The following is a 21,849-nucleotide window of genomic DNA, read 5'->3' as shown; positions in this document are numbered from 1 at the left end:
AGGCAGGGTGTGTAAGCGTTGTGAGGCGTTGAGCTAACCTGTACTAATTGCCCGTGAGGCTTAACCATACAACACCCAAGGGGTTTTGATGGACTCAATGATAAGTACATTGAATGTGTAATGAGAACGAAAACAGCTTTCCGAATTTTGGAATTGAATTTATTAACTACATCCATGTAGTTAACCCTCCGGGCCGCACTAAAGTGCGTTAAATTTTGTTCCTGACAAAATTTTGCTTGGCGACCATAGCGTTTTGGACCCACCTGATTCCATTCCGAACTCAGAAGTGAAACGAAACAGCGTCGATGGTAGTGTGGGGCCTCCCCATGTGAGAGTAGAACATCGCCAGGCTTTAATTACTTGCTTCAGTTTGCTCCTTTTTTAAGGAATAGCCTGAAAGCAAAAACGAGAAAAGACTTTTATAGTCTGACCAATGCGGAGCGGTAGTTCAGTTGGTTAGAATACCGGCCTGTCACGCCGGGGGTCGCGGGTTCGAGTCCCGTCCGCTCCGCCACTTATTTACAGAAACCCAGTCTTATGACTGGGTTTTTTGTTTATGGTGATAGAGAAGTGTTTCGTCCTTTGGCCGAACGAGTCCCGGACGTACGCGTCTCCGATGGTGCGCCAGCCCGGCCGTCCGCCACTTATTCGAAACCCTAGACTAGGCGTCCCCGCAGTAATACTGGGGTTTTGTCGTTTTAAGCTGAGCCAAATTCATCGCGTTGCGATGACGAGTCCCGCAGGGAGGCCTGCCCGTCGTGTGCGACCCCAGCCGTCCGTTACTTATTTACAGAAAACCAGTCTTATGACTGGGTTTTTTGTTTTTGGTGGTAGAGAAGCGTTTCGTCCTTTGGCCGAACGAGTCCCAGACGTACGCGTCTCCGATGGTGCGCCAGCCCGGCCATCCGCCACTTATTCGAAACCCTAGACTAGGCGTCCCCGCAGCAATGCTGGCCGTCTGCCATTGTTGTTTAGAAGCCCAGACTTGTGCCTGGGCTTTTTTATTGGGTGCTATTTCAAACTCGGACTTCCAGCGCCTATAAGGAGAGATTTTTCACTCCAAGTGATTACGGCATATCTTTTATCTGATTCGTTACAACTTCAGAGCATAGGTTCCTAGGCTAATTGAACGACGGATACAGCCCACAGAGCTGATACTGCACCAACCTAGATTAGGTGTCCGCTGACATTTAGGAGCTTCACCTTGGCCCCTTGGTATGAGAGAAGGCAGAAGCATCTTTTGTGCTGATGTCGGGTAGATAGCCGTGCCGCTATTTTTACCTAAGGAATTACGATGCTAGAATCTGGAATAGACTCCTTAGAACTTGATAACACCTACAAAAAAGCCCCGCAGTAGTCTGCGGGGCTCTCATATGTGCGTGTTGATCTGCTGGGTTTAAGACTGTTGGTCTTTAACCAGGCTCTCTTGTGCAGCGCTTTGCTGCGCCATCGCTTTCTCTTCCTTCTTGGCTTTCTCAATCATAGGGGTAATGGTTGAGCCCTGAATTAAGATCGAGAACACCACGACCGCGTAGGTCATGACCAGAATCAGCTCTTTTACATCAATCAGTTTATCAGGAATGATCATTACGCCAGACGGGATGGACAGAGCCATAGCCAGCGCCAGGCCACCACGCAGACCACCCCAGGTAAGAATTTTAATCGACCACGGGTTGTAGCTGCGGTAGCGTTTGAAACCAATGTATGAAGTAAACACGCTCAGGTAGCGGGCAGCCAGTACCAGAGGGACCGCAAATGCCATCAGAATCCAGTCTTCTTGGTGGAATTCAAACAGCAGCATTGACATACCGATCAGCAGGAACAGTACGCCGTTAAGGAATTCATCGACCAGTTCCCAGAAGTGATCCAGATGTTCTTCACTCTCTTTAGAGAAACCGATAAAGCGGGTCCAGTTACCGATCATGATACCGGATACTACCATCGCCAGCGGGCCGGATACATGGATCACATCCGCGAATGCGTAACCTGCGGTTGGAACACCAATGGTCAGCAGCAGCTCCATGGAGTGGTCATCAGTGGCACTAATCAGATAATGGAACAGCAGGCCAAGCAGGAAACCGTAGACGATACCGCCAATCGCTTCCTGGATAAACAGGCCAGTCACGCTCATCACGGTAGGCGCTTCAGTGCCGAATGCAATGGTAAAGATGGTGACAAAGATAACCAGGCCGAAACCATCGTTGAACAGGGATTCACCTTCGATTTGAGTCGAGATACGCTTGGGCGCGTTGAGTTTTTTTACAATAGCCAGAACGGCGATAGGGTCGGTCGGAGAAATGAGAGCGCCAAACAGTAAGCAATAAACCAAATCAAACTGAATACCAATCAGGTGGCAGAAACCGTACAGAACGAAACCGATAAAAAAGGTGGAGAATAATGTCGCTCCGAGCGCTAAGACGGTGATTTCCCATTTTTGGTCTTTCAGATTAGGAAGTTTGATACCGAGGCCGCCGGCAAAGAGAAGAAAACCAAGGATGCCTTTGAGAAGAAAATTTTCGAAGTTGATACTAGTGACGGTTTCGGTGGCGATTTGTGTCAGATGGAACCAATTATTCTGACCAGCAATTAAGATAAGTAACGAGAGGAGCATAGAACCCGCTGTTATGGCAATGGTGGTTTGCATCTTCCCTATTTTACTGTTTAAAAAGGCGATCATCATCGCCGCGGCAGATAGAAAGCACAGAGTGTAATAGACCGACATTTTTTTCTCATTGTGTAACAAAATATGAGCGAAATTGTCGTTGGATGTTGAGCAAATAGCAAACGTTTTTTTAGTGCTGCATGATTCATTGATAATAGGAATAATAAGTGCCAATTTGGTATTTTAGACGTCTAGATTTCTAATCAATGTGTGATAGGATGTCAAAAGGCATAAGGAATGAGGCTGTACTGTGGGAAGTAATGTGAGACACCAAATCGAAACGCAACTGAATAGGCGTATCTTACTCATTGACGGTGGTATGGGTACGATGATTCAGGGCTATAAACTGGAAGAGCAAGATTATCGCGGTGAGCGCTTTGCTGACTGGCATTGCGATCTCAAAGGTAACAATGACTTACTTGTACTGAGTCAGCCTCAACTGATTAAAGAAATTCACTCTGCTTATCTGGAAGCCGGCGCGGATATTCTGGAAACCAACACATTTAACGCCACTACAATTGCGATGGCTGATTACGATATGCAATCGCTGAGTGAAGAGATTAACTTCGCGGCGGCAAAGTTAGCCCGTGAAGCTGCCGATGAATGGACGGCAAAGACACCGGATAAGCCACGTTTTGTCGCTGGCGTGCTTGGTCCAACCAACCGGACCTGTTCGATTTCACCGGATGTGAATGATCCCGGCTATCGTAACGTTACGTTTGATCAACTGGTGACGGCTTATTCAGAGTCGACCCGTGCGCTGATTAACGGTGGCAGTGACCTGATTCTTATCGAAACCATATTTGACACTCTGAATGCCAAAGCGTGTGCTTTCGCGGTTGAGTCGGTATTTGAAGAAATGGGGATTGAGCTGCCGGTGATGATTTCCGGCACCATTACCGACGCTTCCGGCCGGACACTGTCTGGCCAGACAACAGAAGCGTTCTATAATGCGCTGCGTCACGTGCGTCCGATCTCATTTGGTCTTAACTGTGCGTTGGGTCCGGATGAGTTGCGTCAGTATGTCGAAGAGCTGTCGCGTATTTCTGAGTGCTATGTCTCTGCTCACCCGAACGCTGGTCTGCCAAACGCATTTGGTGAATACGATCTGTCACCGGAAGATATGGCTGAGCACATTTCTGAATGGGCCCAAACGGGTTTCCTTAACCTGGTCGGCGGCTGTTGTGGTACCACACCAGAACATATTGCGGCGATGGCGCAAGCTGTTGAGGGCGTAACGCCCCGCGCGCTGCCAGAGCTGAATGTAGAATGTCGCCTGTCAGGCCTTGAGCCGCTCAACATCGCTAAAGAGACACTGTTTGTGAACGTCGGTGAGCGGACCAACGTTACCGGTTCTGCCCGCTTTAAACGTCTGATCAAAGAAGAGCTGTACGATGAGGCGCTGGATGTCGCGCGCGAGCAGGTGGAAAACGGTGCCCAAATCATCGATATCAACATGGATGAAGGTATGCTGGATGCGGAAGCGTGTATGGTGCGTTTCCTTAACCTGTGTGCCTCCGAGCCGGAGATTTCCAAGGTTCCGGTCATGGTCGACTCCTCCAAATGGGAAGTGATTGAAGCCGGCCTGAAATGTATCCAGGGCAAAGGCATCGTGAACTCGATTTCCCTTAAAGAGGGTAAAGAGAAATTCGTTCAGCAGGCTAAGCTGGTTCGTCGCTATGGCGCGGCAGTGATCGTTATGGCTTTTGACGAAGTCGGTCAGGCGGACACCCGTGAGCGCAAGCTGGAAATCTGTACCCGTGCTTACCATATCCTGGTCGATGAAGTCGGTTTCCCGCCGGAAGATGTCATTTTTGACCCGAACATCTTTGCGGTCGCGACCGGTATCGATGAACACAATAACTACGCCCTGGATTTTATCAATGCCGTGGCGGACATCAAACGCGATCTGCCGCACGCGATGATTTCCGGTGGTGTCTCTAACGTATCGTTCTCGTTCCGTGGTAACAACTATGTGCGTGAAGCGATCCACGCTGTGTTCCTGTACCACTGTTTCAAAAACGGCATGGACATGGGCATTGTCAATGCCGGGCAGCTTGAGATTTACGATAACGTGCCGGACAAACTGCGTGAAGCGGTGGAAGACGTGGTGCTCAACCGTCGTGACGATGGTACCGAGCGTCTGCTGGAAATCGCCGAACAGTACCGCGAAAATGCGGTCGGCAAGCAGGAAGATGCGTCTGCACAAGAGTGGCGTACCTGGCCGGTCGCCAAGCGTCTTGAGCACGCGTTGGTGAAAGGTATTACTGAATTTATCGTTGAAGATACTGAAGAAGCCCGTGTGAATGCCAGCAAACCACTGGAAGTGATTGAAGGTCCGCTGATGGACGGCATGAACGTGGTCGGCGATCTGTTTGGTGAAGGTAAGATGTTCCTGCCGCAGGTGGTGAAATCGGCGCGGGTAATGAAACAGGCGGTGGCGCACCTTGAGCCGTTCATCAATGCAGAAAAACAATCCGGTTCTTCCAACGGTAAGATTCTGCTCGCGACGGTGAAAGGCGATGTGCATGACATCGGTAAGAATATCGTTGGCGTGGTGCTGCAGTGTAATAACTACGAAATTATCGACCTGGGCGTGATGGTACCGTGTGAGACCATTCTCAAAGTCGCCAAAGAAGAGCAGGTGGATATTATCGGCCTGTCCGGTCTGATCACTCCGTCACTGGATGAGATGGTGCACGTCGCCAAAGAGATGGAGCGCCAGGGCTTTGATCTGCCGTTGCTGATCGGCGGTGCGACCACCTCGAAAGCACACACTGCGGTGAAGATTGAGCAGAACTATCATCAGCCGGTGGTGTACGTGAACAACGCTTCTCGCGCGGTAGGTGTGTGTTCGGCGCTGCTGTCGGAAACGCAGAAGCCGGCCTTTATCGAAAAGCTGAATCTGGATTACGAGCGTACTCGTGATCAGCACGCGCGTAAGACGCCGAAAAGCCGTCCGGTCACGCTGCAAGAAGCACGCGCCAATAAAGCGCCGATCGACTGGGACAGCTACACGCCGCCGGTCCCGGCTAAACCGGGTGTGCATGTATTTGACGATTTTGATATTGCTACGCTGCGTCAGTACATCGACTGGACTCCGTTCTTTATGACCTGGTCTCTGATGGGCAAATACCCGGCGATTCTCGAGCATGAAGAGGTGGGGGAAGAAGCGCAGCGTCTGTTTAAAGATGCCAACGATCTGCTCGATCGGGTTGAACGCGAAGACCTGCTTAAAGCGAGCGGCATGTGTGCCTTGTTCCCGGCCGCCAGCATTGGTGATGATATTGAAGTCTACACCGATGAGTCGCGCAGCGAGGTGGCGCATGTGCTGTATAACCTGCGTCAGCAAACCCTGAAGCCGAAAGGCGCTAACTACTGTCTGGCCGATTACATTGCGCCGAAAGAGAGTGGTAAGCAGGACTGGATTGGTGCGTTTGCGGTGACCGGTGGTATCGGTGAGCGTGAGCTGGCGGATCTGTACAAGGCGCAGGGCGACGATTACAACGCGATCATGATTCAGGCGGTGGCGGATCGTCTGGCGGAAGCATTTGCTGAATGCCTGCATGAAAAAGTGCGTAAGGAAATCTGGGGTTATGCAGCCGATGAAAACCTGTCTAACGACGAGCTGATTCGTGAGAAATACCAGGGTATTCGTCCGGCACCGGGTTATCCGGCCTGTCCGGAGCACACCGAGAAAGGTACGCTATGGGAAATGCTCAACGTCGAGCAGACCATTGGTATGTCGCTGACCACCAGTTATGCGATGTGGCCGGGCGCTTCAGTGTCGGGCTGGTACTTCTCGCATCCGGACTCGCGTTACTTTGCTATTGCACAGATTCAGGATGATCAGGTCCAGAGTTACGCCGAGCGTAAGGGCTGGGACAACCTGGAAGCGGAAAAATGGCTCGGTCCGAATATTAACGGCTGATAAACGCCAGCCAACAAAAAGGTCACCCGAGGGTGACCTTTTTAATGCCTGAAACTCACTACTTGGCACTGGCAGAGCATTAACCTTCAAACAGCTCCTGGTGCAGAGTCTGGATGACGTTCTTCGCGACCGGTGCGTCAACCAGGAAGCACAGGTTGTGATCGCTCGCGCCGTAACAGATCATGCGCAGGTTGAAGTCACCCAGGGTGCTGAACACTTGCTTAGCGTAACCTTTGGTTTCCATCTGGTTACCGATCAGAGCAACCAGACACAGGTTGTGTTCGACTTCTACCGTACAAAGTTGTTCTAGCTCTTCACGTGCGGCCTGATGCAGTTCCGGTGCGCCGCCTGACGTATCGGTTTTATCCAGAGTCAGGGAAACACTGATTTCTGAAGTCGTGATCAAATCAACCGAGATCTTATATTTCGCCAGCACTTCAAACACTTTGGCCAGGAAACCGTAGGCATGGAACATCTTGTCGCTGCGCAGGGTCACCATGGTTTGGTTGCAACGCAGTGCCAGAGCACGGAATTGTGGTGATTCTTCCACTTGCTGACGAATCCAGGTCCCGCCTTTTTCCGGTTCTTTCGATGAACCGACGAACACAGGAATACCGTGACGAATCGCCGGTACCAGCGTTGAAGGATGAAGAATTTTGGCACCGAAGTTGGCCATTTCTGACGCTTCGCTGAAAGTGATTTCCGGAATCGGTGATGCTTTTGGTGCGATACGCGGGTCAGTGGTGTAAATGCCCGGTACGTCGGTCCAGATCTCAAGGCCTGAAGCCTGAACCGCTTCGGCGATCAGCGCCGCTGAGTAGTCACTGCCGCCACGGCCGAGAGTGGTGGTATTGCCTTGCTCATCGGAACCGATAAAACCTTGTGTGACGACAACCTGATTCTCACACAGAGGAATCAGTTTCTCTTGCGCCAGACGTTTCACTTCTTCGACTTGTGCTTCAGCTTTACCATAGTTGTCATCGGTACGCAGCACTTCACGGATGTCAAAACGCACCGCGTCAACCCCGCGTTCACGCATCAGTTGAGCCAGGATATGAGTCGACATCAGTTCACCGCATGCGACCAGATGGTCGGTCAGCTTTTTACTCGACTGGAACGATGCCGCTTCTGCTGCGCTCGCGACGCTGTCGAGAATAGCGTGTACTTCTTTCTCAACCTTAACCGGCTCCGCCAGTTGGTCGATAATGGCGTTGTGAATGTCTGCCAGTTCTTTGACTACAGCCAAGCGACGCTCTGCGTCCTGGACACCGTTCGCCAGTTCAACCAGCAGGTTTGTCACGCCCGAGCATGCACTGCTCACCACAAGTTTGGTTTGTGGATTGTTCTCGATAATGGCAGAGCAACGGCTCATGGCTTCAAAATTTGCAACGCTTGTTCCGCCAAACTTGGCGACATTGAATGCTCTCACGGCATTTCTCCCAGAATTCCAGAAATAAAAATGGTTGGTATTCCAACATCCGATGTTTGAAGAGAGTGTTCTTTAGAGCAAAAAAGAGGTGAGACTATGAAAAGATGACCTCAGAAGCTCTTCATCAGCTCGGGGCCAATGACAGTTGAAGGGATTCAGCCCAGTCAACCGACAAATCAAAACCACAATTAAGATTTGTCTCGGCACTACTCCCCCTGAATATTTTGTTTTGGAGTTGAGGCTCCACAAAATATCTGCCTGGGCAGTGCTCCTCTTCTGCTAAATAGCTCACACATTGAACGGGTTTATGCCGTTAATGTCAATTGTAAATTCTGCTTGCGGACAAAATAATTATTCACTGCGCATGTGACAGGTTCGACCTCTCGACTTATGGCCAATTGTGATAGGGCATAATTTGCATTAGTCTTGATATTTCATCCCCCAACGCATGGAGCCAACATGACTATTCGCAGTTTTATTCCACCACACCGCATTCTGATGGGCCCGGGGCCTTCTGATATTTCACCTCAGGTGCTGCAGGCGTTGAGTCGTCCGACCGTCGGTCACCTTGATCCGCTGTTTATCACCATGATGGACGAACTCAAACAACTGCTTAAATATGCGTTTCAGACCGAGAACGAATTTACCATTGCTGTCTCGGCGCCGGGCAGTGCCGGTATGGAAGCCTGTTTCGTCAATCTGGTCGAGCCGGGTGACAAAGTGATTGTGTGCCGTAACGGCGTGTTTGGTGAGCGCATGCGTGAAAACGTGCTGCGCTGCGGTGGTGAAGTGGTACTGGTGGATGATGAATGGGGGACGCCAGTCTCGGTAGATAAAGTGGCCGCCGCTATCGAACAGAATCCGGATGCGAAAATTTTGGCCTTTGTGCATGCTGAAACCTCGACCGGTGCCTGCAGCGACGCCAAAGCGCTCGGCCAGCTTGCCAAGCGACACAGTATGCTGACGATTGTTGATGCCGTCACCTCGCTCGGTGGTGTACCTCTGCTGGTGGATGAATGGCAGCTGGATGCGGTCTATTCCGGCAGTCAGAAATGTCTGTCGTGCGTACCCGGTCTCTCGCCGCTGACGTTTTCTGCGCTGGCGATTGAAAAAATTCAGACCCGCACGGCACCGGTTCAGAGCTGGTTCTTGGATCAAAGCCTGGTGCTGGGTTACTGGAGCGGGCAGGGTAAGCGCAGCTACCACCATACGGCTCCGGTCAACAGCCTGTATGCACTGCATGAAGCACTGCTGGTCCTGAAAAATGAAGGGCTGGAGAATGCCTGGGCGCGACACAGTAAGATGCACCAGAAATTAAAAGCAGGTTTAGAGACGCTCGGGCTGAGCTTTGTGGTGGATGAAGCAAGCCGCCTGCCGCAACTGAATGCGGTTTATATTCCTGAAGGCGTTGATGATGCAGCGGTGCGCCGTTATCTGCTGCAAGAGTACAACCTGGAAATCGGTGCTGGCCTGGGCGCGCTGGCGGGTAAAGCGTGGCGAATCGGCTTGATGGGTTATGGCGCCCGTTCTGAAAATATTGCCTTGTGTCTGAAAGCACTACAAGAAGCGCTGCAGCGTTGATTGTCGCGACATGAGATCCAGATAGAGTAAAGGTGGCGCAAGGCCACCTTTTTTGATCACTGGTTAGCAGGCTCAGGTAAAGAGTCTAAAGCCCTGCGTAGCTGGCTGTGACCGAGATCAGCGGATGAGGTGCTGGACGCAGTCTGAGATAGCGCTTCAGACGGGGCCCGGTATTGAATCTGACTGAAATCCTTGCCCGGAAACAGGAAACTGGCTTCGGCGCGGATTTGTTCGGCCCGGCTGTTATCGCCCAGCCCCTGATAGGCCAGGATCAGATTGCTGTAAAACGCCGGGCGCGGTTTGTGTCTGATAATGTCCAGCGACCAGTCAATGTACGGCTGGATATACTCAGGTTTGTCTTGTGCCAGACCTATATTGAGGTAAGTGCTGTACACATCCCAGTCGAAGCGGTCACGCCATACAACAGGGTTAGTGACGTTATCCAGCAGGGCCGGATTACGCGGCTTGGAGTGCTCAAACTGCATCAGAACGTAGTTAGTGTGCAGCGCGCTGAGCATATAAAACCCGGTCAGTAGCGGCAGGATCAGGCTCAGTACGCGCAGCACCGAACGGCTGATCTTACTAAAACGGACCACATGGAATCTGGCGACGCGCAGATCGATCCAGAACAGCAGGATCACGAAGGTGATCCAGTGAATGGCGGAGTGATAAAACGGATACTCAAGCTGGGTGTGCAGCAGGATCGGCAGCACCAGAGCAAACATCGCCAGCCGGGTCCCCCGTTTGGCTGAGCGGATTCGCAGTAGGACAAAAGCCGCAGCAATGGCCATCCCCAGAACCGGCAACAGGCCGCCTTCGACCCCCCAGTAAAGGATTTCGTTGTGCGGATGGTCCATCGCCGGCAGACCGGCCGGGTATTGATCATTGAGCTGGTGCTGGCGTGCGGTGTAGAGAATATAACTGGACTCGAAGTCGCCGTAGCCGTAACCAGTAAACGGTTTTTCGATCAGCATGTCGAGGGTTTGCGGGAAGGTGTAGCGGCGCGGGCTGTCCAGATCCGCTTTGTCCGCCACCAGACCATCGCCGCCCTGGGAGTACATGGCGCCGATACCAATTAGTATCCCGCCCAGTGTGGCCAGCAGCCAGTTAACGAAGCGCTGGCGGGGAGAAAAACGGTACAGATACGGCAGGATCAGACCCACTCCCAGAATGGCCGACAGCCAGCCGGTGCGTGAGGCAAGAACGATCAGCAGCGGTACTGTCATCAGTGGGGTAAGATAAAGCAGGCTCACTTCACTGAGGTGTTTGTTGTATTTCTTCGGCTGACGGGCCAGTAGGTAGCCGGACAAAACCAGGCCAGTGGCGAGGAAGCTGGCCATGACGTTAGGCTGCTGGAAAATGCCATACGGACGATTATCGATGGCATTGTAGCCAAACGGATTGCCTGGCTGCAGCACAAAATACTGCACCAGGCCAAAGGCAGCTTCAATCAGACAGCCCAATATGATGTACCACAACAGACGCTGTTTGTGTTTATTACTGAAGTAGAACTGCTGCAGCACGATAAACAGCAGCAGGCCGGCCCATAATCCGGTCATGCGGCTGATGGCTCCCGGCCAGTAGGCATTGGTGTAGAGCATCGGCAGCGACATAATTACGCTGCAGATCAGCAGGACAATACTTAGCTTGGAGTAACGCAGCTTACGATAGGAGGCCAGCTGATAAAGGCCAATGGCCAGTGCCACGCTCAGGGTCAGCCAGGTCGCCGGATTAAAAGCCAGCGCCAGTCCGGAGCCGCCGGGATTAGGCATGAAAAAATGCATGGCGAGCAGGTAAACAGCGCCCAGCACCAGGAGAAAAGGTTTATTCAACGGAGCTCGAGGGGCCTGCGGTTCGAGCTGAGTGCCACTGAGTAACAAGGTTGCCATAACGTCTCACTAGTAAACGAAAAAAGAAACCAGCGTCATCCGCTGGTTTCTTCACTTTAGCGCTTTTTTCTATTTCAACATAGGTTTAAGGAAGCGCGCGGTATGTGAACCTTCGATCTGGGCCACATCTTCCGGGGTTCCTTCGGCAATAATTTCGCCGCCGCCCTGGCCACCTTCCGGACCGAGATCGACGATCCAGTCGGCAGTTTTAATCACATCCAGGTTGTGTTCGATCACCACCACGGTGTTGCCATTATCGCGCAGGCGGTGCAGGACATCGAGCAGTTGCTGAATATCGTGGAAGTGCAGACCTGTGGTCGGTTCATCAAGAATATATAAGGTTTTGCCGGTATCGCGTTTCGACAGCTCGCGCGCCAGTTTGACCCGTTGTGCTTCACCACCGGACAGAGTGGTTGCTGCCTGGCCCAGACGAATATAAGACAAGCCGACATCGATCAGGGTCTGCAGTTTACGCGCAATCACCGGCACCGGTTCGAAGAAAGCTCGCGCGTCTTCCACCGTCATTTCCAGTACTTCATCAATGGTTTTACCTTTGTAGCGCACTTCCAGGGTTTCGCGGTTGTAGCGCTTACCTTTACAGATATCACACGGCACATACACGTCCGGCAGGAAGTGCATTTCAACCTTAATTACGCCATCGCCCTGACACGCTTCACAGCGTCCGCCACGGACGTTAAAGCTGAAACGGCCTGGTTTGTAGCCGCGGGAGCGCGACTCCTGAGTACCGGCAAACAGCTCGCGAATCGGCGTGAAAATGCCGGTATAAGTGGCCGGGTTCGAGCGTGGTGTACGCCCAATCGGACTCTGATCGATATCGATCACCTTATCAAAGTGCTCCAGACCCTGAATCGATTTGTACGGTGCCGGTTTGGAGGTGGTGGCGCCGTTCAGGGCGATGTGAGCGATATTAAAGAAGGTGTCATTGATCAGGGTCGACTTGCCGGAGCCCGATACGCCGGTAATGCAGCTGAACAGGCCCACCGGCAGCGACAGATTAACGTCTTTGAGGTTGTTACCGGAGGCGCCGATGAGCTCGACGGTTTTTTTCGGGTCACGAGGCACGCGTTTGGCCGGGATCTGAATCGCTTTGCTGCCGCTGAGGTATTGGCCGGTCAGCGAGTCCGGGTTGGCAATGATTTCATGCACCGTGCCTTCGGCAACCACAGCGCCGCCATGCACTCCGGCTCCCGGACCGATATCAATCACATGATCGGCAAGGCGGATGGCATCTTCATCGTGTTCGACCACCAGGACAGTATTGCCCAGATCGCGCAGATGAGTCAGGGTGCTAAGCAGGCGCTCATTATCACGCTGGTGGAGGCCGATAGACGGCTCATCCAGCACGTACATTACGCCAACCAGGCCAGCACCAATCTGACTTGCCAGACGGATGCGCTGTGCTTCACCGCCGGACAGGGTTTCGGCGCTGCGCGATAAGTTGAGGTAGTTGAGGCCGACGTTGACCAAAAAATGCAGCCGGTCGTTGATCTCTTTCATGACCTTCTCGGCGATCTTGGCGCGTTGGCCCTCCAGTTGCAGCGACTGGAAAAACTGCAGCGCGTCAGCAATGCTCAGTTCAACAATCTGCGGCAGGGTGGTGTCGTTGACAAACACATTACGTGCTTCCAGCCGCAGCCGGGTGCCGTCACAACTGGCACAGGATTTGGTCGAAATATATTTCACCAGCTCTTCACGCACCGAGTTGGATTCGGTATCGCGGTAACGGCGCTCCAGAGTATTGAGTATGCCCTCAAACGGATGACGTTTAACCCGGATGTCACCACGGTCATTGATGTAGTTGAATTCGATTTCGGTGCGGCCGGAGCCGTTCAGGATCACGTCCTGGATCTTTTTCGGTAACTGTTTAAATGGTGCCTGCAGGTCGAAATCGTAATGTTTGGCCAGTGAAGTCAGCATCTGGAAGTAGTAGAAGTTCTTCTGATCCCAGCCGCGAATCGCGCCCTGGGCCAGACTCAGGCTGTCATCCTGAATCACGCGCTGCGGATCGAAATACTGCTGTACGCCAAGACCGTCACAGGTCGGACAGGCACCGGCCGGGTTGTTGAATGAGAACAGGCGCGGCTCCAGTTCACGCATGCTGTAGCCACAGTGCGGACAGGCGAAGTTGGCGGAGAAGACATGCTCTTCACCGTCACCGTCCATCGGAGCGACCACGACGATACCGCCGGACAGTTCGAGCGCGGTTTCAAACGACTCTGCCAGACGCTGCTGCAGATCGCTACGTACTTTGAAACGATCCACCACCACTTCAATGGTGTGCTTTTTATGCAGTTCCAGCGGCGGCGGATCGGACAGATCACAGGTTTCACCGTCGATACGGGCGCGGATAAAGCCCTGTGCGGCCAGATTCTCCAGCGTTTTAACGTGCTCACCTTTACGCTCTTTGACGATCGGTGCCAGCAGCATCATCTTGGCGCCTTCCGGCATTTCCAGCACTTTATCGACCATCTGGCTGATGGTCTGTGCGGCCAGCGGCACATGGTGATCCGGACAACGTGGCTCACCGACCCGGGCATAGAGCAGACGCAGGTAGTCATAGACTTCGGTAATGGTACCGACGGTTGAGCGTGGGTTGTGAGAGGTCGATTTTTGTTCGATAGAAATGGCCGGCGACAGACCTTCAATATGGTCGACGTCGGGTTTTTCCATCAAAGAGAGAAACTGACGGGCATAGGCCGACAGGGATTCAACGTAGCGACGTTGTCCTTCAGCGTACAGGGTGTCAAAAGCCAGCGATGATTTACCCGAGCCGGACAGCCCGGTGATGACAATCAGTTTGTCACGCGGAATGGTCAGGTTGATGTTCTTCAGATTGTGGGTACGGGCACCACGAACTTCGATTTTATCCATCAGTTTTCTCTATGTCATACCAAGTCGGACAAGTATTACATAGAGTGACAAGTGTGCAAATAATTACTGGATAAAAAAACAGTTAAAAAAAGCCATCCCGGAGGATGGCTTGCAGAATCAGGTCAGGTACAGCAATTATGATTTCTGGGTTGAGTGCTTGTCGAGCTCAACCTTTTGCTGATCTTTCTGGTACAGGTTCTCGAAGCAGTAGTTGGTGGCTTCAATGTAGCCTTCAACGCTGCCGCAGTCGAAACGCTTACCTTTGAATTTGTAAGCCAGCACACAGCCCGCTTTGGCTTGTTTCAGCAGCGCGTCGGTGATTTGGATTTCACCGCCTTTGCCTGGTTCGGTATTTTCGATCAGCTCAAAAATATCCGGAGTCAGAATGTAGCGGCCGATGATCGCCAGATTGCTCGGTGCAGTACCTGGTTCTGGTTTTTCCACCATGTCATCCACGCGAAACAGATCGTCTTTGATCATCTCGCCTGAGATCACACCGTATTTGTGGGTCTCATCCTGCGGGACTTCCTGTACGGCGACAATCGAGCAGCGGAACTGTTTGTACAGTGCAACCATCTGGGCCAGCACACCCTGCTGCTCATTCACACACAGGTCATCGGCCAGCACCACGGCAAAGGGTTCATCACCGACCAGTTCACGACCGGTCAGAATCGCGTGACCCAGGCCTTTCATCTCGCGTTGACGGATGTAAGTGAACTGCGCGGTATCGATGATCGAACGGATATCAACCAGCAGTTTTTCCTTGTTGGTGCCGCTGATCTGATGTTCCAGCTCGTAGTTCATATCAAAGTGGTCCATGATCGAGTGCTTGCCTCGTCCGGTCACAATGCACATACCAGTCATACCCGCCTGAATGGCCTCTTCAACACCATATTCAATCAGAGGTTTGTTCACCACTGGCATCATCTCTTTTGGCATTGATTTTGTTGCCGGTAAGAAGCGGGTGCCGTAGCCAGCTGCCGGGAAAAGGCATTTGTTGATCATAAGTTTAAAGCCCTATTTTTCTTTGATTCTGTATAGTTGGAAGCCAATTTGGCTACGACTTTACCATGTTCTGGGGCGTGACTTCAGCACATTCTCTGTCCCGGACCAGAAAATGTGCTGCTCACCTCAGTTATGAGAACAGATTTTGGTTAGCCCAGGCGACCGCCTGAGTACGGTTTTTGACCGCAATCTTTTTAAAGATCTGATAGAGATGCGATTTGACCGTAAATTCACTGATGAACAGACTTTCCGCCATTCTGAGGTTGGACTTGCCGGTCTGCAGGCAGCGCAGTATTTCCAGCTCGCGCGTGGTCAGGTTGAGGCTGGCCTGGGTGTTGTGATGCTGACAGACGTGACGGAAATGATGCAGCAGCTGACTACTGACATGGCGCGGCAGGCGATTATAGCCATTGATGATTTCCGCCAGATTGTCGGCAATCAGTTCAGGCGTGTCTTGCCGATAAAACAGCCCCTTAAGATGACCGAATGAGAGCAAATCCTCGGTGCGCAGCCGGCGGTTGACATTAAACAGTATGGTTTCCAGGTTGATATTGGTCAGCCGTAACGGGCTCAGGCGCTGGCGAAGTTCCTGGTGTTGGTCATAATTAAATAACAGGATTTTATGTTTGTCGGTTTTGTATTCGTGCAGGAGTTGTTCGGGTTCGATGCTGGGTACGTCGACTGGCAGACGCGATAATGCCTCTTGCAGCGAGGGGGCGGGTGGCTGGTTTTGATCCGGACACAGCAGGTAAATCGTGCGGGTGTAATTGGTGCGTGACATGACAGTTCTCCTTTCCATCTGTGGGGCTGAAAGCTGTAACATGCCGAAATTAATCGACAGAGGCGAATGCAAAATCAGGCTTTGCGTGAGAATTCAATTGTTCAGGTAAATGAGCAGCTTATCAGGGGTAAAAAGCTCGAAGTGCGCCGAAGAAATTGAGCGTGAAGGATGGATTTTTGCGCCGGGAGAGAGAACTATCTGGTGGATGATTGGTAGTCGATGCAAAGCATGTTATCCTTGCCGACTATTTCAGAAATACACCGAATTTAAATACGGAGCAGAACATGGCAAGCCGTGGCGTGAATAAAGTAATTTTGGTTGGTAACCTGGGTGGCGATCCTGAAGTTCGCTACATGCCTAGTGGTGGTGCGGTAGCAAACATCACAGTTGCTACGTCAGAAACATGGCGTGACAAAGCGACTGGTGAACAGCGCGAGAAAACCGAATGGCACCGTGTTGCTCTGTTCGGCAAGCTGGCAGAAGTCGCTGGTGAATACCTGCGTAAAGGTTCACAGGTTTATATTGAAGGCCAACTGCAGACTCGTAAATGGCAGGATCAATCTGGTCAGGATCGTTACACCACTGAAATCGTTGTTCAGGGTTATAACGGTATCATGCAGATGCTGGGTGGCCGTCAGCAAGGCGGTATGCCGCAACAAGGTGGTGGCATGAACCAGTCATCACAACAGCAGGGTGGTTGGGGTCAGCCTCAGCAACCGGCAATGCAGCAGCGCCAGCCACAACAGCCACAGCAGCAGCAGGCACCGCAGCAGTCGCAGCCGCAGTACAATGAGCCACCAATGGATTTTGATGACGACATCCCATTCTAAGAGCTCCGAGATATAAAAAAGCCGCGAATTTCGCGGCTTTTTTATATAGTTAACTCATCGATACTCAAATTGTGGCTTCAGGAACCGTATCCAGCCCAGACTGAGTCTCCCGCTGATACCGCGCAACCCGGTATTGAGGCGGGGTCGAACATCGATTATCAGGCAGTAAACCCGTCCGCGTATTGATGGCGAGCATCGGATGATATAGTCCACCGCCAGACGGGACATCACAATAAGCATGACTTCTCGGCTCGCAAAGCTGTATTGATCAGCTCCGCTGGTCGCTTTGAGTGAATAAGATCACCGGGATCCCGAGTGACAGAATGCTTCAATGCCCGTTGAGTTTGTTGCCTCAACCGATGAATAGGAAGGGAATTCAGTTTCATGCGGTATACACCGACGCTTAAATTGAGTACGCGTTTAGTTGCGTTCGTTACGTTAATTGTTATCAGTGCGATGTTTATTCTGTTCATCGGTGGCACTTTGTCGTTTCAGCGTATGGGGCAGGAGTACCTCAATCACTACCTGCACGGGATCGTTGAGGTGGTGGACAAAGAATTAGAAGATCCGGATGCGGCATACTCCATGCAGCGCTGGATGCCCAAAATGCTGCAGGCCTCTAACATCGTGGAGATGCAGCTCTCTTCGCCGGCCGGCACTATCTACCGTTTTAAAGATACCTCATCGAAGACCGACCCCGCTCGTCTGTACGATACGGATATCGCTTTAGCGCGTAATCAGGGCTACTCGATTCATTTCAAGATAGTCCCGCCATACCTCGGTTATGGTTACTCCATGGGTGCCATGGGCTCGATCACTCTGGCGGTGATGTTAATCGTGTTCTGCCTGGTGCGCGGAGTGAAGTGGCTCAAAGAGCAGTTGCATGGCTCAGAGCTGCTGGAAGAGCGCGGGCGGATGATTCTGGCCGGCCGGGTTGAGCAGTACGCCAAAGGAGATGAGCGTGAGTGGCCGTATACCGCCAGTGAAGCGTTGGATGTGTTGATTGAAGAGTTACAGGATGCGCGCCAGGAACGCAGCCGTTTTGATACCTTTATCCGCAGCCAGACGTTTCTGGATCAGCTGACCGGGGCGGCCAACCGGATATTGTTCGACAGTAAGCTGGAATCAACCATGCTGGAAAGCGGCGCTCATGGCGGCGTGATTATGATTCGTATGGAAGAGCTGGATGCCGCGCGGGAAGAGCAGGATAAACGTACCATTGATGATTTTGTGGTTGAGGTCGGAGAGTGCATCTCCAACGTCATTGCCCGTTATCCGGAAGTGATTCTGTCCCGCTATTACGATGCGGTATTTGCTATTTTTATGCCGAATCAGAGCTCGAAGGATGTCGCGCATGTAGCGACACAATGTCTCAAATTAATTGAACGCATCACACCGCCAATCCCGATGGATCATGACAACTGGTTCCATATCGGAGTCAGTATGTACCAGGAAGGTGAGCGACGTGGCCGGATTATTGATGAAGCGGAAACGGCACTGCGCAGCGCCCAGTTGCAGGGCAGTAATGCCTGGAGCCGGTTTAAAAAAGTGGCCAAAGTAGATGATGAGCGCGGTAGCGTACGCTGGAGAACTCTGTTTGACCAATGCTTAACTCCCGAAAAAATCAGGCTTTTTCGTCAGCCATGTTATTTATCTGATGCGGTTAATGGACTAACATTAGTTCATAATGAGTTATTTGTACGGATTGATGATCCTGAGCAGGGTCTGCTGAAAGCCTCCCGCTTCAGCGCTGCACTAGAAACGGTTGGCTATGAAATGGTACTGGATCGCGCCGTATTCAGCCGGGTGCTGCAACTGCTCAAACAAGCCGAGTGGGAGGCTGAAACCTTCTCGCTCAATATGCATGTGGTGCCGTTTGCCGATAAGCGCTATCTGCGCTGGTTCCGCAATGAGCTGATGCAGTTGCCGCATAGCCTGCGCTCGCGTTTGTCGTTCGAATTTGCTGAAGGACATCTGGTGCAGCATCTCGATTACATGCGTCCGGTGATGCGGATGATGGCCGGAATGGGCTGTGAGCTGGTGGTTGGCCAGGCCGGGCGGACTATTGTCGCCACTCATTACATTAAAGATTTAAAAATTAAGTATTTGAAACTACATCGTAGCCTCATTAAGAACATCGATCAGCGCCATGAAAATCAGCTGTTTGTACGCAGTATGATCGGGGTGTGCAGCGGCACGGAAACCAAAGTGATTGCGGTCGGGGTGGAGAGTGAATCCGAATGGCAGATGTTGTTGTCGCTCGGTGTTGATGGTGGCCAGGGGCGTCTGTTTGCCGAAGAGCAGGATTTGATTCCTGCGCCGCCACCGCCTGTCAACGCACTGAAAAGTCTGGTCAAACCCGGACGTCGTAACCGCTGGCGAACAAAGTGAAATAATCTATGACATTGGATGATGTAATCAAGAAACTGACCCGCAAGAGCAGCCAGAAGCACACCATCAGCGCTGTGGTGCAGCCAGATGCAATTTATTTTGCCTCTGCGGCTGTGCCTGCCTTGCCGGAACGCAGCACGCTTGACGGTCATAGCTGGCAACAAGCTTTGTGTGCAGCGGTGCGCAAAGCCGGCCTGAAAGGGGTCACCCTGGATGTGGTGTTACACTCCCAGCTTTATCAGAGCTACCAGATTGATCAGCCGGCCGTACCGCGTGAAGAGTGGACGGCCGCCCTGCCTTTTCTACTTAAAGATCTAATCAGCGAGAAAGTGACCGAGGTGGTCGCTGATGCTCACCCGTTGACCGGCAGCAACAAGGTCCAGACGTATGTCATGACCAAAGCGCCGATCCTCGAGTTGGCGGACAGTCTGGAAAAGCTCGGCTGCCATCTGGGGCGCATGGTTCCCGAGCAGGAAGTCTGGGCTCATTGCCTGCCCGAACAGGCGCACTTTTTGTTGTTGCAACGCAGTCAGGGCGGCCATTTTAAACTGGATGCGTTTGTCGATAAGCAGTGTAATTTCCAGCGCACTTTGCGCGGCATCGTCGCGCCGCTAACCGGTATGGCCAGCTCGATGTTGCAACTGGACGGACTGGCTCTGGAACTGCAACGTTCGATTGATTACCTCTCCTCCCAGCTAAAAGGCATTCCCCTGCATCAGCTGCATATCTGCTGTGATGGCGAGGATCATGCGGAGTTGATTAGCGGCTTGAATGAGCGTTTGAACGTAAAGGTGTTCACTCTCTCCGATGAGGTGCCGCAGGAGTTATCCGGCCAGTTGCTGGCGCGCCATTGCCGCCATCTGCCTGACTCAGCGGTGAATTTCTATCAGCAGCAGCTCAAGCCGCAAAAAGATCATTTCACCCTGGCTAATGTTTGCCTCGCCTGGGGCGGAGTGGCGTTGATCATGCTGGCTGTGGCCGTCGTTTATCACTTTCGTTTGTCTGCTCTGGATCAGCAGGTTGCGGAGGCTAAAGCGCTCGCAGCGCAGCGGGACAAACAGATCAGCACCTTGAAACAGCAGGTCGCCCAGCATCAGCCCTCGGCAGAGAAACTGGCTGCTGTCGCCCGGCTCAAAAAAGAGATTGACGCTAAACAGGAGTCACTGGCTGCGATCAATCAGTTTGATCACTCCCAGCAGGTGGGTTATTCCGGAGTGATGAATGCCCTGGCCAAACTGGCCCGCAGAGATATTTCATTGCGTCAGATTGATATGACGCCGCAGCGCTTCGACATTGAAGGGCTGGCCCGTGATGCGGAAGTGGTGCCGAGCTGGATTGCCGAGTTTCAGAGTGAATTGCACCTGACCGGACGCAGTTTTGACCGCTTGGTGATTGGCCGCAATGACGATGATGTGATTACTTTTGAACTGAAGACTCAGCAAGGAGCTAAGTGATGAAGCAACGCTGGATTGCCTGGAACGAGGCTTTTGCTGTGCGCTCGGCGCGCGAGAAATGGCTGATTGCCGTGTGTGGTTTAGTCGCGGTTGCCTTGCTGCTGCAGACCTGGCTGCTGGATCCTGTCCTGGCACGCTACCAGCAGCAACGCAGCCAACTGGCCAGTCTGAATGCAGCGAATGGCAGCAAAGTGATGACGATTCAGCAGTTTGAAGTCGCGCTGAGCAAAAATCCCGATGCGGATGTCGATAAGCAGCTCGCCAGCCTGCAAGCGCAGAGTCAGGAGCTGTCGATGACCTTGGCTGAACTGACGTCGACTCTGGTTTCGCCGACTCAAATGGCACAATTGCTGCAAAGCGTTTTAGAGCGCAGCAGCAAGCTCAAATTGATCAGTCTGACGTCACTGCCGGCTGAGCCGATGAAAACCGGTCAACCGCAGCAGGAGCAGGAAAGCAGCACGTATTATGTCCATCCGGTGCGCCTTGAGCTGACGGGGAGCTATTTTGCCATCCGTGATTATCTGCTGGCGCTGGAGAGTCTGCCGGTCAAATACTACTGGCGCAGTTTCCACTACGCGGTGGAAGAATACCCGCAGGCACGCCTGATTGTGCAGGTGTATACCCTGGGCTCACGCCAGGAGTTTATTGGTGGCTAATATGGTAATTCGCAGGCTGACAATACGAGTCAGGCAAAGTTATATGCTGCTGGGCGGCGCGCTCCTCGGCAGCACTTTGGCATTTGCCAGCACAGATCCGACCGCGCCGCTGGGGTTTACTCCGGCTGCTAAAGCCAGTGCACCGGCGAAAACGGCGTTACCTGAGCTGCACAGCATTTTGTGCAGCCAGACCTGCAATGCCATCGTCAACGACCAGGTCGTGCAGAGCGGCGATAAAGTGGATGGTTATCTGGTCGCGGCTGTGACTGAATCCATGGTCAGGCTCACGCGTGGTGGACAGCATTGGGAACTCACGCTGTTTTCCCTTGATATCAAACAATAAGGTAG

The 21,849-nt window shown here is 52.4% G+C and carries 13 protein-coding genes, 1 tRNA gene, 1 rRNA gene and 1 riboswitch; of the genes, 9 read left to right on the top strand and 6 right to left on the bottom strand.

Annotation, left to right across the window (positions count from 1 at the left end; all coding sequences use genetic code 11):
• The first annotated feature begins 235 nt into the window (after window positions 1–235).
• Window positions 236–351 (top strand): 5S ribosomal RNA (rrf, locus tag E6C74_RS19050).
• An 86-nt stretch (window positions 352–437) separates the two neighbouring features.
• Window positions 438–514: transfer RNA gene (locus E6C74_RS19045), tRNA-Asp, on the top strand.
• Between the two features lie 882 nt (window positions 515–1,396).
• Here E6C74_RS19045 and E6C74_RS19040 read toward each other — a convergent pair.
• Window positions 1,397–2,722 (bottom strand): sodium:proton antiporter, encoded by a 1,326-nt coding sequence (locus tag E6C74_RS19040; protein ID WP_136487628.1) that lies wholly within the window; start codon window positions 2,720–2,722, stop codon window positions 1,397–1,399.
• A 190-nt stretch (window positions 2,723–2,912) separates the two neighbouring features.
• Here E6C74_RS19040 and metH point away from each other — a divergent pair, with 190 nt between their 5' ends.
• Window positions 2,913–6,593 (top strand): methionine synthase, encoded by a 3,681-nt coding sequence (metH, locus tag E6C74_RS19035; RefSeq protein WP_136487627.1) that lies wholly within the window; start codon window positions 2,913–2,915, stop codon window positions 6,591–6,593.
• A gap of 79 nt (window positions 6,594–6,672) precedes the next feature.
• Here the strand turns inward: metH and lysC are convergent, their stop codons facing one another.
• Window positions 6,673–8,022, bottom strand: a complete 1,350-nt coding sequence (gene lysC / locus E6C74_RS19030) for a lysine-sensitive aspartokinase 3 (protein WP_136487626.1) — start codon at window positions 8,020–8,022, stop codon at window positions 6,673–6,675.
• A 106-nt stretch (window positions 8,023–8,128) separates the two neighbouring features.
• A riboswitch (Lysine riboswitch) is annotated at window positions 8,129–8,306 on the bottom strand.
• Between the two features lie 175 nt (window positions 8,307–8,481).
• On the opposite strand from lysC, the gene E6C74_RS19025 reads away from it, so the two are divergent.
• Window positions 8,482–9,603 (top strand): alanine--glyoxylate aminotransferase family protein, encoded by a 1,122-nt coding sequence (locus tag E6C74_RS19025; RefSeq protein WP_136487625.1) that lies wholly within the window; start codon window positions 8,482–8,484, stop codon window positions 9,601–9,603.
• A 56-nt stretch (window positions 9,604–9,659) separates the two neighbouring features.
• Here the strand turns inward: E6C74_RS19025 and E6C74_RS19020 are convergent, their stop codons facing one another.
• From E6C74_RS19020 to E6C74_RS19005, 4 genes are all read right to left on the bottom strand, one after another.
• Window positions 9,660–11,492, bottom strand: coding sequence for a PglL family O-oligosaccharyltransferase (locus E6C74_RS19020; RefSeq protein ID WP_136487624.1), 1,833 nt, complete (start codon window positions 11,490–11,492; stop codon window positions 9,660–9,662).
• A gap of 69 nt (window positions 11,493–11,561) precedes the next feature.
• Window positions 11,562–14,384 carry an excinuclease ABC subunit UvrA gene (gene uvrA, locus E6C74_RS19015; protein WP_136487623.1) on the bottom strand — a complete coding sequence of 941 codons (2,823 nt, stop codon included), beginning with the start codon at window positions 14,382–14,384 and terminating at the stop codon, window positions 11,562–11,564.
• Between the two features lie 135 nt (window positions 14,385–14,519).
• The gene (gene galU / locus E6C74_RS19010) at window positions 14,520–15,389 is read right to left on the bottom strand and encodes a UTP--glucose-1-phosphate uridylyltransferase GalU (protein ID WP_136487622.1); all 870 of its coding nucleotides are present in this window, start codon (window positions 15,387–15,389) and stop codon (window positions 14,520–14,522) included.
• Between the two features lie 130 nt (window positions 15,390–15,519).
• Window positions 15,520–16,170 carry a LuxR C-terminal-related transcriptional regulator gene (locus E6C74_RS19005; RefSeq protein WP_136487621.1) on the bottom strand — a complete coding sequence of 217 codons (651 nt, stop codon included), beginning with the start codon at window positions 16,168–16,170 and terminating at the stop codon, window positions 15,520–15,522.
• Window positions 16,171–16,454: 284 nt separating this feature from the next.
• Between E6C74_RS19005 and E6C74_RS19000 the strand changes: the two genes are divergently transcribed.
• The 5 genes from E6C74_RS19000 (at window position 16,455) to E6C74_RS18980 (ending at window position 21,844) form a co-directional block, all read left to right on the top strand.
• Window positions 16,455–17,000, top strand: coding sequence for a single-stranded DNA-binding protein (locus E6C74_RS19000; protein WP_136487620.1), 546 nt, complete (start codon window positions 16,455–16,457; stop codon window positions 16,998–17,000).
• Between the two features lie 384 nt (window positions 17,001–17,384).
• Window positions 17,385–19,391, top strand: coding sequence for an RNase E specificity factor CsrD (csrD, locus tag E6C74_RS18995; RefSeq protein ID WP_136487619.1), 2,007 nt, complete (start codon window positions 17,385–17,387; stop codon window positions 19,389–19,391).
• Window positions 19,392–19,399: 8 nt separating this feature from the next.
• Complete coding sequence (locus E6C74_RS18990) at window positions 19,400–20,845, top strand: MSHA biogenesis protein MshI (RefSeq protein WP_168797062.1); 1,446 nt, start codon at window positions 19,400–19,402, stop codon at window positions 20,843–20,845.
• Window positions 20,845–21,501, top strand: coding sequence for a type 4a pilus biogenesis protein PilO (gene pilO, locus E6C74_RS18985; RefSeq protein ID WP_136487618.1), 657 nt, complete (start codon window positions 20,845–20,847; stop codon window positions 21,499–21,501). The genes E6C74_RS18990 and pilO overlap by 1 nt, the downstream gene beginning before the upstream one ends.
• A gap of 1 nt (window position 21,502) precedes the next feature.
• Entirely contained in the window at window positions 21,503–21,844 is a 342-nt protein-coding gene (locus E6C74_RS18980; RefSeq protein WP_240798223.1) for an MSHA biogenesis protein MshK, read from the top strand.
• Window positions 21,845–21,849 lie beyond the last annotated feature (5 nt).

Origin of the sequence: Vibrio sp. H11 (genome assembly GCF_004804295.1) — a bacterium.
GTDB classification, from domain to species: domain Bacteria; phylum Pseudomonadota; class Gammaproteobacteria; order Enterobacterales; family Vibrionaceae; genus Vibrio; species Vibrio ostreae.
The sequence above is the reverse complement of the archived record's forward strand: the minus strand, read 5'-3'. Positions and strand labels throughout refer to the sequence as shown.